The sequence below is a fragment of the Cryobacterium sp. TMT4-10 genome (genome assembly GCF_004403275.1).
GTDB lineage: Bacteria > Actinomycetota > Actinomycetes > Actinomycetales > Microbacteriaceae > Cryobacterium > Cryobacterium shii.
Genome location: NZ_SOGU01000035.1, coordinates 142,158 through 154,487, shown reverse-complemented (window position 1 = coordinate 154,487; position 12,330 = coordinate 142,158). Strand labels below are relative to the sequence as shown.

Annotated in this window: 11 protein-coding genes; 8 read left to right on the top strand and 3 right to left on the bottom strand. The window is 70.0% G+C overall.

The window, feature by feature from the left end; genetic code table 11:
- Positions 1-296: hypothetical protein (locus E3T42_RS05655; protein ID WP_134402626.1), on the bottom strand; the 296-nt coding region annotated here is incomplete at its 3' end.
- A gap of 132 nt (positions 297-428) precedes the next feature.
- Between E3T42_RS05655 and E3T42_RS05650 the strand changes: the two genes are divergently transcribed.
- The 3 genes from E3T42_RS05650 to E3T42_RS05640 all read left to right on the top strand — a co-directional run bounded on the left by E3T42_RS05650 (position 429) and on the right by E3T42_RS05640 (position 4,465).
- A complete protein-coding gene (locus tag E3T42_RS05650) occupies positions 429-1,868 on the top strand; it encodes a GuaB1 family IMP dehydrogenase-related protein (protein ID WP_134366163.1) in 1,440 nt (479 codons plus the stop codon).
- 181 nt (positions 1,869-2,049) lie between these two features.
- On the top strand, positions 2,050-3,411 hold the full coding sequence (locus E3T42_RS05645) for a hemolysin family protein (RefSeq protein WP_134366162.1): 1,362 nt from the start codon (positions 2,050-2,052) through the stop codon (positions 3,409-3,411).
- Positions 3,404-4,465: a hemolysin family protein gene (locus E3T42_RS05640; RefSeq protein ID WP_134402625.1), complete on the top strand. Its 1,062-nt coding sequence runs from the start codon at positions 3,404-3,406 to the stop codon at positions 4,463-4,465. The genes E3T42_RS05645 and E3T42_RS05640 overlap by 8 nt, the downstream gene beginning before the upstream one ends.
- A 20-nt stretch (positions 4,466-4,485) precedes the next feature.
- Here the strand turns inward: E3T42_RS05640 and E3T42_RS05635 are convergent, their stop codons facing one another.
- Entirely contained in the window at positions 4,486-5,577 is a 1,092-nt protein-coding gene (locus E3T42_RS05635) for an NADH:flavin oxidoreductase/NADH oxidase (RefSeq protein WP_134402624.1), read from the bottom strand.
- A gap of 73 nt (positions 5,578-5,650) precedes the next feature.
- Here E3T42_RS05635 and E3T42_RS05630 point away from each other — a divergent pair, with 73 nt between their 5' ends.
- Positions 5,651-6,511: an ADP/ATP-dependent (S)-NAD(P)H-hydrate dehydratase gene (locus E3T42_RS05630; protein ID WP_134366159.1), complete on the top strand. Its 861-nt coding sequence runs from the start codon at positions 5,651-5,653 to the stop codon at positions 6,509-6,511.
- 46 nt (positions 6,512-6,557) lie between these two features.
- Positions 6,558-7,455 (top strand): IS5 family transposase gene (locus E3T42_RS05625; RefSeq protein WP_134366158.1). Its coding sequence is split into 2 segments (ribosomal slippage): positions 6,558-6,908 and positions 6,910-7,455, totalling 897 coding nucleotides; the frame shifts between segments, so codons are not numbered across the junction.
- A 169-nt stretch (positions 7,456-7,624) separates the two neighbouring features.
- On the opposite strand, the gene E3T42_RS05620 is transcribed toward E3T42_RS05625, so the two are convergent.
- Complete coding sequence (locus E3T42_RS05620) at positions 7,625-8,767, bottom strand: IS701 family transposase (protein ID WP_370261829.1); 1,143 nt, start codon at positions 8,765-8,767, stop codon at positions 7,625-7,627.
- A 281-nt stretch (positions 8,768-9,048) separates the two neighbouring features.
- Here E3T42_RS05620 and E3T42_RS05615 point away from each other — a divergent pair, with 281 nt between their 5' ends.
- The 3 genes from E3T42_RS05615 to E3T42_RS05605 are packed head-to-tail and all read left to right on the top strand — an operon-like array spanning position 9,049 to position 12,038.
- On the top strand, positions 9,049-10,347 hold the full coding sequence (locus E3T42_RS05615; RefSeq protein WP_166805308.1) for a glycosyltransferase family 87 protein: 1,299 nt from the start codon (positions 9,049-9,051) through the stop codon (positions 10,345-10,347).
- Between the two features lie 2 nt (positions 10,348-10,349).
- On the top strand, positions 10,350-10,706 hold the full coding sequence (locus tag E3T42_RS05610; protein WP_134402622.1) for a thiamine-binding protein: 357 nt from the start codon (positions 10,350-10,352) through the stop codon (positions 10,704-10,706).
- Between the two features lie 54 nt (positions 10,707-10,760).
- Positions 10,761-12,038, top strand: a complete 1,278-nt coding sequence (locus E3T42_RS05605; RefSeq protein ID WP_134402621.1) for an MFS transporter — start codon at positions 10,761-10,763, stop codon at positions 12,036-12,038.
- Positions 12,039-12,330 lie beyond the last annotated feature (292 nt).

Genomic DNA, 12,330 nt, shown 5'->3' with positions numbered 1-12,330 from the left:
GACGTGCTCGAGGCCGGCTCGGCGGCCGGTGTCGCGGCGGCCGGCGCTGCGGCGCTCGGCGCCTCGGCAGCCGCGGCGGTCAGTGCGGTCTCGGCGCCGGCTGCGGGGGCGCCGGTTGCGGCAGCCGCTCCGTTCGCGGTCTGGTGGTAGCTCTCGAGGACGGGCCACCAGGACTCGTCCACCAGGTTCTTGTCGACGAGGTACCGCTCGTACAACTCATCGACGAGCCACTCGTTCGCTCCGAATTCACCCGACCTGGTCTCGTCGGATCCACTACCGGTCAACTGGCTTGACACAGCCGGTTCCCACTCTCTACGTTGATTTTGAATGTACCGGGCGCACACGAAGGCCCGGATCGGTCTGCCCATTCAGCCTAATCCCATCGGGCATGGCTGCGGGCATCCGCGCGGGGCGCTAGCGTTATTTCCATGCAGTTCTATGGAGCGGTTCCCAGCCACGACCTCACGTATTCGGACGTTTTCCTGGTGCCGAGCCAGTCGGCGGTCACCAGCCGCCTCGATGTCTCCCTCGCTCCGGGCGACGGCACCGGCGCCACGATCCCGATCGTCTCCGCGAACATGAACTCGGTCACCGGGCACCGCCTCGCGGCTTCCCTGGCACGCCGCGGCGGCCTGGGAGTGCTGCCGCAGGACATGCACCTGCAGGACCTCGACGCTGCCATCCGCTGGGTGAAGGCCCAGTCGACCCGGTTCGACACCCCCTTCGTGTTCGGTCCGGACGACACCGTGGCGCTGGCGCTGCGCCAGGTGCCGCCGGTCGCCGGCCAGGGGCTGGTCATCAACGACCGGGACGACACCTACCTGGGCTGCATCGACGCGTCCCGCCTGGCCACGGCCCTGCCCGACGCGCTGCTCGGCGACCTGCTGCACGGCAACCTCACCTCCCTCGACGCCGACGATATCGAGGGCCCGCGCCGCGCCTTCGACGTGATGACCGACGCCGATCTCGACTTCGCCACCGTGCTGCACCACGGCGCCATCATCGGCACGCTCAGCCGCAAGAGCGCGCTGCGTTCCACGCTCTACCAGCCCGCGCTGGACGCCCACGGACGCCTCCGGGTCGCCGCCGCGGTCGGCATCAACGGCGACATAGCGGCCAAGGCGATCGCCCTCGTCGCCGCCGGGGTCGACGTGCTCGTGATCGACACCGCGCACGGCCACCAGGACGGCATGCTGCGGGCGATCAAGATCGTCGCGGATCTCGGACTGGGGATCCCGATCGTGGCCGGCAACGTCGTGACGGCGGATGCCGTCGGCGACCTGGTCGGAGCCGGCGCCACCATCGTGAAGGTCGGTGTGGGCCCAGGCGCCATGTGCACCACCCGGATGATGACGGCCGTGGGCCGGCCCCAGTTCTCCGCCGTGCTGGAGAGCGCGGTCGCCGCGCGCGAGCTCGGCGCGCGCGTCTGGGCCGACGGCGGGGTGCGCTACCCGCGTGACGTGGCGCTCGCGCTCGCCGCGGGCGCGGCATCCGTGATGATCGGCTCGTGGTTCGCCGGAACGATCGAGGCGCCCGGCGCCCTGGACCGGGATGCGGCCGGCGGCCTCTACAAGGAAAGCTGGGGGATGGCATCCACCAAGGCCGTACGCGAGCGCTTCGACCGCCTGGACGCGTACGACCTGGCCCGCAAGACCCTGTTCGCCGAGGGCATCTCCAGCTCGAAGATCTACCTGGACCCGCTGCGGCCCTCGGTCGAGGATCTGCTCGACATGATCACCTCCGGGCTGCGCAGCTCGTTCACCTACGCCGGTGCGACCAACGTGGAGGAGTTCCACGCCCGTTCGCGGGTCGGCATCCAGTCGGCCGCGGGCTACGAGGAGGGCAAGGCGCTGCCCGTCTCCTGGTGAGCCCTGGTGGGCCCGGCTGGTGAGCCCTGCTGGTGAGCCCGGCCGCGAGCGTCGGCTGCGCGCAGTAGACTTAGCGGAATAATGGACGACCCCCCTCCTGCGAATTCGCCCAGCCACTGTTCTCGTCACTCGAACGGTCACTCGCCCCTGATCACGATCCTGATCCCGTTCGGCGGTGGCCATGTTTGAGTGGCTCATGCTCGGCGCGGGGCTCCTCCTCACGGTCGGCACCGGCCTGTTCGTCGCGAGCGAGTTCGCCCTGGTCAACCTGGACCGGTCGGAGCTCGAAGCCCGCCGCGACCGCGGGGAGACCCGTCTCGGCCTGACGATCTCGGCCCTGAAGATCACCTCCACGCACCTGTCCAGCGCCCAGCTCGGCATCACGCTCACCACCCTGCTCACCGGTTACACGATGGAGCCGGCCCTGAGCGCCCTGCTCTCCCCGCCCCTGACGGCCCTGGGCCTGTCGGCGGCGGTCGTCCCGGTGGTCGCGGTCACCACCGCGGTCGTCCTGGCGACGCTGGCGTCGATGATCATCGGCGAACTGGTTCCGAAGAACTTCGCCCTCGCGCTGCCGGTCCAGACCGCGAAACTGGTCATCCCGTTCCAGACGCTGTTCACGACCGTGTTCAAGCCCGCGGTCGTCGTGCTCAACGGCAGCGCCAACGGCGTGCTGCGCTCCATCGGAATCGAGCCGAAGGAGGAACTCTCCGGCGCCCGCACCGCCGAGGAGCTCTCCTCCCTGCTGCGCCGCTCGGCCAGCGCCGGGATGCTCGAGAAAGACACCGCGACGCTGCTGCACCGCACCCTGCTGTTCTCCGGGCACACGGCGTCGGACGTGATGACGCCCCGTCCGCGCGTGGCCAGCGTGCAGCGCACCGACTCAGCCCAGGCGGTGATCGACCTCACCCGCCGCACCGGGTACTCCCGTTTCCCCGTCGTCGACGAGGGCGTCGACGACATCGTCGGGATCGTGCACGTGAAGCAGGCGGTGGCCGTGCCCCGGCACCGCCGGGCGGATGTCCCGGTGTCGGCCCTCCAATCGGAGGCCATTCGCGTGCCGGAGACCATGAAACTCGACGGGCTGCTGGTCGAGCTGCGTGCCCGCGGCTACCAGATGGCGATCGTCGTCGACGAGTACGGCGGCACGGCCGGCGTGGCCACCCTGGAGGACCTGGTCGAGGAACTCGTCGGGGAGGTCGCCGACGAACACGACCGCGCCAGGGCCGGCGTGGTGCTGTCCCCGACCTCGCTGACCTTCCCCGGCATGCTCCGGCCGGACGAGCTGTTGGAACGCACCGGCGTCGCCGTGCCGGAGGACGGGCCGTACGAAACGGTGGCCGGGTTCGTGATGAGCGAGCTGGGACGCCTGCCCGTGGTCGGCGACACCGTGCGCCTCGACGCCGGAGAGCTATCGGTGGAACGGCTGGACGGCCGGCGCATCGACCGGCTCCGGTTCACCCCCGACACGCCGGCTACGGACGAGGCGGGCACAGACGAATCAGCGGCACGGAAACAGGGCGGGGTGAGTAATCATGAGTGACTGGATGGGACTCGTCTGGCTGGTCGTGCTCCTCGCCGGCAACGCCTTCTTCGTCGCGGCCGAATTCGCGGTCATCTCCGCGCGCCGGTCCCAGATCGAACCGCTGGCCGAGGCCGGCAAGATCAGGGCCATCACGGCCCTCTGGGCGATGGAACACGCCACACTGATGCTGGCCACCACGCAGCTCGGCATCACGGTGTGCTCGCTGCTGATCCTGAACGTCTCCGAGCCGGCCATCCACCACATGCTCGAGATCCCCCTCGGCGCGACCGAGCTGCCGGAGGAGGCGATCACCGCCATCGCGTTCGCCATCACCCTGCTGCTGGTCTCCTACCTGCACGTCGTGTTCGGGGAGATGGTGCCCAAGAACCTGTCGTTCTCCATCCCCGACAAGGCCGTCCTCATCCTCGCGCCGCCGCTGGTGTTCTTCGGCCGCCTGGTCAAGCCCGTGATCGTGGTGCTCAACGCCACGGCCAACGTGGTGCTTCGGGTCTTCGGGGTTCAGCCCAAGGAGGAGGCGACGAGCACCTACACGCTGGACGAGGTGGCCACGATCGTCAGCCAGTCGACCCGGGAGGGCGTGTTGAGGGACGGCACCGGGGCGCTCAGCGCGACCTTCGAATTCACCACCCGCAAGGTGAAGGATGTCGCCGTGCCCCTGGCCGGCCTGATCAGTCTGCCGGAGACGGCCACCCCCGCCGACGTGGAGCGGGCCGTCACCAAGCACGGCTTCTCCCGTTACGTGATCGTCACCGACGGCGGCGAACCGACCGGGTACGTGCACCTCAAGGACGTCATCGACCTGGACGGGGACGCCGCGACCCAGGCCGGGCAGGGCAGTTACCAGGAGCCCATCCCGGGCAAGCGCATCCGTCAGCTGGTGTCGATCTTCGAGGACACCGACCTGGAGGACGCCCTCGCCACCATGCGGCGTTCAGGCGCGCACCTGGCCCGCTCGTTCACCGCCGTCGGCGCCACGAAGGGCGTGCTGTTCCTGGAGGACATCATCGAGGAGCTCGTCGGCGAGGTTCAGGATGCGACCCGCCGGCTCTGACCGGCGTCGACGGCCGCCGCTCAAGCGGCGGGCCACCGGGCCCGCAGGTACTGCGGCGGCCAGTAGTCGAGGCTGACCCCGAGCTCGTGCGCGGCCCGCAGCGGGAAGTGCGGGTCGCGCAGCAGCTCCCGGCCCAGCATGACCGCATCGGCCTGGCCGGACGCGAGGATCTGCTCCGCCTGTGCCGGTTCCGTGATCAGGCCCACCGCGCTGACCGGGACATCCGCCTCGGCCTTCACCTTGCGGGCGAGGGGCACCTGGTAGCCGGGGCCGAGCGGGATCCGCACCCCGGTCACGTTGCCGCCGGAGGAGATGTCGAAGAAGTCGGCTCCGGCGTCGGCGGCCCAGCGGGCGACCGCGGCGGTCTCGTCTTCGTTCCACCCGCCCGGCGCATAGTCGGTGGCGGAGAACCGCACGAACAGGGGCACGTCCTCGCCGATCGCCGCGCGCACGGCGGCCACCACGGCCAGCAGCAGCCGAGCCCGATTCGCCAGCGGCCCGCCGAACTCGTCGGTGCGACGGTTGCTCAGCGGCGACAGGAACTGGTGCAGCAGGTAGCCGTGCGCGGCGTGGATCTCGACCACGTCGAACCCGGCGCCCACCGCCCGGCGCGCGGCTGCGGCGAAGTCGCCGATGACGGCACGGATGCCCGCGGCGTCCAGGGCGGCGGGCGCGGCGTAACCCGGGAACGGCAGGTCGGAGGCCGACACGGTCTGCCAGCCGCCGGCATCCGTGGGCACCGTGCCCTGCCGGTCGCTGCCCCACGCCGGCCAGACGGACGCCTTGCGGCCCGCGTGCGCCAGCTGGATGCCGGCCTTCGCCCCCTGGGCGTGCAGGAACCGGACGATCCGGGACCAGGCGGCCGCCTGCTCGTCGTTCCACAGGCCGGTGTCGCGGTCGGTGATGCGGCCCTCGGGGCTGATGGCACTCGCCTCGGCGATGACCAGGCCGGCGCCGCCCGCGGCGATGGCCCCGAGGTGCACCAGGTGCCAGTCCCGGGGCACGCCGTCCTTCTCCTCGATCGAGTACTGGCACATGGGCGCGGCCCAGATCCGGTTGCGGATGGTGACGCCCCGCAGGGTGAGCGGTTCGAACAGGGCGGCAGCGGCCACGAAATCCCCCAGAGTCGGTTGGGGTCGGCAGCAGGACCGACCCGCAGTGCTCAAAACAACCTATCGTGAGTGCATGAGCGAACCGCGGGGATGGCTGGAATGGGACGCCGAGCAGGCGGGCGACTGGATCGCGGTGCCGCGGGCGACGGATGACAAGTACACCCGCGGGGTGCTCGGCGTGCTGACCGGCGGTCACGACTATCCGGGCGCGGCGGTGCTCGGGGTCGAAGCGGCCATGCGCACCGGCGTCGGCATGGTGCGCTACCTGGGCCCGCCCCGCGCCGCCGACTTCGTGCTGGCGCGCCGGCCGGAGGTCGTCACGGTTCCCGGCCGGGTGCAGGCCTGGCTGCTGGGGTCGGGGATGAACGCCGACCAGCGGGATGAGCAGACCACGGCCGCGCTGCGGGCGGCGCTCGCCGAGGGACTGCCGACGGTGTGCGACGCCGGCGCCCTGGACCTGGCTCGGGGGTGGCAGGCCGGGCCGCTGGTGATCACCCCGCACTACCGGGAACTGGCCCGGCTCCTGTCCCAGGACGGGATGCAGGTGACCGGCGCCCAGGTGGCCGCCGACCCGGGGGACTGGGCGACGCGTGCCGCCGCCGAGCTCGGCGTCACCGTGTTGCTCAAGGGGTCCGTCACCCGAGTCGTGTCCCCGTCCGGCCCCCGGCTGACGGTGTCGCGCTCGCCGGTCTGGCTGGCGACGGCCGGCTCCGGGGACGTGCTCGGCGGCATCATCGGCGCGCTGCTGGCCACCCACGCGGCGGCGATCCGCACGGATGCCGAGGCGCTCACCGACCTCGCCGCCACCGCTGCCCGCATCCACTCGCTCGCCGCGATCCGGGCGTCCGCCGGCGGCCCGATCACCGCACTCGACGTGGCCGAGGCCGTGCCGGCCACGGTCGCGGCCCTGCTGGGTCACACGCCGCCCCACTAGGGCGTGTCTTCTAAAGCCTGGTGAGTGTTTTTGGCAGAATTGGCGCATGTCTCGTACTGCTGTGTTGTCTGAGAGTGAGTGGGCTCGGATCGAGCCGTTGATGCCGTCATCGTCTGGTCGTCCTGGTCGCCCGTTTCAGGACCACCGGCGGGTGATGGAGGGCATCATTTACCGGTATCGGGCGGGGATTCCGTGGCGAGATCTACGCGAGACTTTTGGTCCGTGGCAGACGGTGTGGAAGCGTCATCGGCGATTCAGCGGCGATGGCACCTGGAACAGTGTTCTGGCCCGGTTGCTGGCCGAGGCCGATGCGGCGGGCAAGATCGATTGGGAGGTGTCGGTGGACTCGACGGTGAATCGGGCGCATCAACACGCGACGAATCTTCCGCGCATCACGGGGGGCTCTGTCGACTTACACGAATCTGCTGGAAGAGCCTCCTGATCATGCCATTGGCCGGTCCCGCGGTGGTTTGACCACCAAGATCCACCAGCTTTGCGACGGAAAGATGCGCCCGCTCGTGGTCTTTCTGGGCACCGGGCAAGGCGGCGATTCGCCCATGCTCCCGGAGATCATGGCTTCGCTCAGCGTCGACCGGATCGGACCCGGACGAGCCCGCACCCGACCCGACCGGGTGCTGGCGGACAAGGCCTACTCGGCCAAAGCGCACCGGGCCATGCTGCGAAAACGGGGCATCCAGGTCGTCATTCCAGAACGCTCCGACCAGGTCGCGAACCGGAAACGCCGCGGACGAAACGGTGGCCGCCCAGTCGACCTCGACAAAGAAGCCTACAAACGCCGCAACGTCATCGAACGCTCATTCAACACCCTCAAACAGTGGTGCGGACTCGCCACCCGTTACGACAAACTCGCCCTCACCTACCGGGGCGGCGCTGTCCTGAGCGCCATCATCGTCTGGTTACACGAATTAGGAGACACGCCTTAGTACTACAGTCGCATTTGTGGGGTGTGACCGCGGGCTTTGTAGTGGCATTGCTGGGCGCGGTGTTGATGTTTTCGTCGCCAGAGGGAGCAGCGGATCACGTGGCAGGGGTCTGATTCCCGGTGCCAGACGATCCGTGTGATGAGGTGCCTGATTTCGGGCAGTGAGAGCCTTACCAACTGGTCGGAGCCTGGATGTGGGCCCCTTTTTTTGAGCGGATGACGCTGAGGAAGGCGTGGGCGAACATGGAGAGGGTGATGTGCCGGTACCAGCCGCCATATTGCCGCACCTGGTAGTGGTCGAGCCCGGTTTCGCCTTTGGAGGTTTGGAAGGTTTCCTCGATGGCCCAGCGGGCCCCGGCGACCCGGGCCAGCTCGATCAGGGTGACGTTCTCGGGTGTGTGGCAGATGAAGTAGGCCAGGTCGGTGGGGTCGTTCAGAGAGCGACGGGCCAGCAGCCAGTGTTCCCCTGTCTCGGCGGGGCCGTTGATGCGGATCCTGGCCCAAGAGTAGAGCCGTTCGCCCTTGGTCCCGGTGCCGGCGGTGCGGGTGCGCCAGGCCCTCCCGTCCAGGGCGGCGAAGAGTTGATCGGCCCGCCCTTCGGCGCCCAATGAACCCGGGGTCGGGGTGATGGCGCGCTGGTTCATGGGCACGGCCATCACGTAATGCATGCCGCGGGCCCCCAGCCGGCGGCGCAGCTCGGCGTGTTGGCCGTAGACGGCATCCCCGGTGGTCCATTCGGCCTCGATGCCGGCGTCCAGGGCGCGCTCAATCATCTCGGCGGCCAGCACGGGCTTGGTGGCCATCACCCGGTCCTCGGGGATTCCCGCCCGCTTGCACCGCTCGGAGTCGTCGATCCAGGCTTTGGGCAGGTACAGCTCCCGGTCCAGGAAGGTCCGCCCGGCCGGGGACGCGTAGGTGAGGAACACCCCGATCTGGCAGTTTTCCACCCGCCCGGCGGTGCCCGAATACTGGCGGGCCACCCCGGCCGACGCCGTCCCCTTTTTCAGGAATCCGGTCTCGTCAATCGCCAAAATCCCCTTGGGGTCGCCCAGATGCTTTTTCACGTAGCCGAACAAGGCATCGCGCACGGTATCCGGGTCCCAATCCGTGGTCGAGAGCAGCCGCTGCATCCCATCAGGGGTGCCATGGCCGGCCCGCTCGGACAAGGTCCAGGAGTTCTTCCGCTCCTCGTCCGAGAGCAGGCCGCGAATGTAACTGACCGCGTTGTTCCGCGGTTCCGAGCGTGCAAACTCGTCCCCAATCAACCCGCGGATCTCCTCGAGGCCCTGCGCCCATTCCTGGATCTCTGCCACCCAAATATCATCGCTCACTCGTCATGATTAACAGGATTCGGGGCAAAAGTCCGATTAAAACGCCGATACAGCCAAAAATAAACGCGACTGTAGTACTAGTCCGCCCGCCTAGTCTCCCCCCGAGTCCACCCCCCGCCCGCGGTTCCCTGACGAATTCGACGGAGATTTTGCCCGAATCGGCCACAAACAGCCCGCAATCGCCGTTTTACGGGAAGATCTCCGTCGAATTGGTTCGGCGCCGGACACCGCGCTCCGGCCTCGGCGGTGTGGGACAGTGGAGGGTGCCCGAATCCACCCCAGGACCGACCGCTGCCGCCGCGACGGATGCCACGGCGCACCCCCGCGGCTGGGTGCGGCCGGCGCTGCTGTGGGCCGGTTTCGCGGCCGTGCACGCCGCGCTGGCCTGGCTCTGCTTCGCGTCGACCGGCTGGCCGCTCGGCGATGTGGAGCGGTCCTACCTCGGCTGGGCGACCGACGCGGTCACCGGCGGCGGCGTCGTCGGGATCAGCGCCCCGTTCGTCTACCCGATCCTCGCGATCCTGCCGATGCTCGCCGCCCTCGCCTTTGGCCCCGGGCTGTACTCCCTCACCTGGCTCGGCCTCGTCACACTGCTCGACGCGGTGGCCTTCGCCGTGCTGCTCGGCCCCGGCCGCGACCCCCGGGCCCGGCTCGCGGCCGCTTGGTGGCTGGGCTTCCTGCTGCTCCTCGGCCCCATTGCCGTGGGGCGGATCGACGCGATCACGGTGCCGCTGGCCATCCTCGCCGTGCTCGTGCTGCGGTCCCGCCCGGTCTGGGGCACGATGCTGCTGACGCTCGCCGCCTGGATCAAGATCTGGCCGGCCGCCGTGATCGCGGCGCTGTTCCTGGTCTCCAGGAAGCGGTGGCCGGTGGCGGCCGCCGCGGCGGGGACCAGTCTGGGCATCGTCGTGATCGCCCTGTTCCTCGGCAGCGGCCTGAACGTGTTCAGTTTCGTCAGCGAGCAGACGAACCGGGGAATCCAGATCGAGTCGCCCGTCGCCGGGCTCTGGATGTGGCAGGCCGCGCTCAAGACCCCGGGCAACTACATCTACTACGACCAGCAGATCCTGACCTACCAGGTGATCGGCACCGGCACCCAGGTCGCGATCGCCGTGATGACCCCGCTGCTGCTGGCCTGCATCGCGGCGGTGCTGCTGCTGGGCTGGCAGGCCAACGAGGCCGGGGCGTCCTGGCCCCGGCTCTTCCCGCCGCTCGTGCTGGCGCTGGTGCTGACGCTGATCCTGGTCAACAAGGTCGGCTCGCCGCAGTTCACGGCCTGGCTCGCCGCACCCGTGATCCTGGGGCTCGTGCTGCGCGGGCGCGCCTGGCGGCTGCCGGCAGTGCTGGCCCTCGCGGTCGCGGCCCTGACCCAACTCGTCTACCCTCACCTGTATGACTGGCTGATCGTGGCCGATCCGCTCCTGGTCCTGGTGCTCAGCCTGCGCAACATGCTCGAGGTGATCCTGCTCGGCTGGGCCGTGCGGGAGGTCCACGCGTCCGGGGCTCGGTCCGAGCATCCGGAGCACGATCTCGTCCCTCCCACCCCGAATCTGAAGGAGTAACCATGCTGGTTGCATTTTCCGTCGCCCCGTCCGGCTCCAGCGACTCCGGCTCCAGCGACGGCGACGGGGAGGGGTCCGTGCACGACGCGGTCGCCGCGGCCGTGCGCATCGTGCGCGACTCCGGCCTGCCGAACCACACCGACTCCATGTTCACCACGATCGAGGGCGACTGGGACGAGGTGTTCGCGGTGATCAAGGCGGCCACCGAGGCCGTCGCCGCGTGGGGGTCGCGGGTGTCCCTGGTGCTCAAGGCGGACATCCGTGGCGGGCGCACCGGGGAGCTGACCGGCAAGGTCGAGCGCCTCGAGAGGGCCCTGGCGGCCGCCACCCCGCCGCCGGCCGCGACCTCCGCCCCGTAGCGCCGAGCCGTCGAGGGAGCCCGTCGGGGGTGGCACGCCCCTTAGGCTGGAGGGATGCGCGCACCCACCAACGGGCCGGTGACCTTGTCCCCGACCCGCATCCGTTTCGCCCTGCTCGCCCTCGCCCTCGGCGGGTTCGGCATCGGATCGACGGAATTCGTGGCCATGGGCCTGCTGCCGAACCTGGCCAGGGACCTGCTTCCGGCGCTCTACGGCGCGTCACCGGATGCCGCGAACGCGCAGGCAGGCTGGCTCATCTCCGCCTACGCCCTCGGCGTGGTCGTCGGGGCCCCGACGATCGCCGCCGCGGCCGCGCGGTGGCCGCGCAAGCAGCTGCTCCTGGGACTGCTGGCCGCCTTCACCCTGAGCACGGTCGCGTCGGCGCTGTTGCCGACCTTCGGACTGGTGCTGGCGGCGCGGTTCGTCGCCGCGCTCCCGCACGGCGCTTACTTCGGGATCGCTTCGCTCGTCGCCGCGGACCTGATGGGCCCCGGCAAGCGCGCCCGCGGGGTCGCCCTCGTGCTCAGCGGGCTGACCATCGCGAACATCATCGGCGTTCCCAGCATCACCTGGCTCGGCCAGACCGCCGGCTGGCGGGCGGCCTACCTGGTCGTGGCGGCTATCTTCGCCGCCACCTTCGTGGCGGTGGCCCTGCTCGTGCCCCTGCAGGCCGGCAATCCCCACGCGACCATGCGGAGCGAGCTGCGGGCATTCGGCCGGCTGCAGGTCTGGTTCGCCCTGTCGATCGGAGCGATCGGTTTCGGCGGGCTCTTCGCCGTGTACACCTATGTGGCCCCGCTGGTGATGGAGGTCACCGGGCTCGGCGCCGGGGCGGTGCCGCTCGTGCTCGTCGTGATCGGCGTGGGCATGACGATCGGCAACCTCGTCGGCGGTGTCTTGGCCGACCGGAGCGTGCGCCGCACGATGTACGCGTTCTTCGTGCTGATGCTGCTGGCCCTGGCCGGACTCGCGCTGTCGGCCCAGTACCTGCCCGGTCTGCTGCTCGGAGTGTTCTTCGTGGGAGCCGCGGCGTCCGGGCTCTCGCCGGCGATCCAGACCCGGCTGATGGACGTCTCCCACGACAGCCAGTCGATCGCCGCGGCGCTCAACCACTCGGCGCTGAACGTCGGCAACGCCCTGGGCGCGTTCCTCGGCGGCCTCGCCGTCGCAGCCGGGTTCGGCTACGTCGCCCCGGTCTGGATCGGGTTGGGCCTGAGCGTGATCGGGCTGCTGCTCACCGTGGCCTCGTTCCTGCTGGACCGCACGCGGCGCCGCAACGGCGTGCTGCTGCCGTACGGGACCGAGGCGATCGCCGTGGTCCCGGCCCCCTGACCCCCGGCCCCCTGACCCCCGGCCCGCAGACACCCGGCCCCCTGACCCCCGGCCCGCAGACACCCGCAGCCCCGCAAACCCGCAAACCCGCAAACCCGCAGCCCCGCAGCCCCGCAGGTGCAGCCCGCAGCCCCTCGACGGAGCCCGCTTATCGCCCCCGCCCCGAGCGAATTCGACGGAGATTTTGCCCCAAACGGTGCCAAACAGGCCGAAAGAGCGTTCTTAGAGCAGAATCTCCGTCGAATTGGTTCAACGGCCGACGGATGCTCGGCCCACGCCTGCCGGGCCGGGC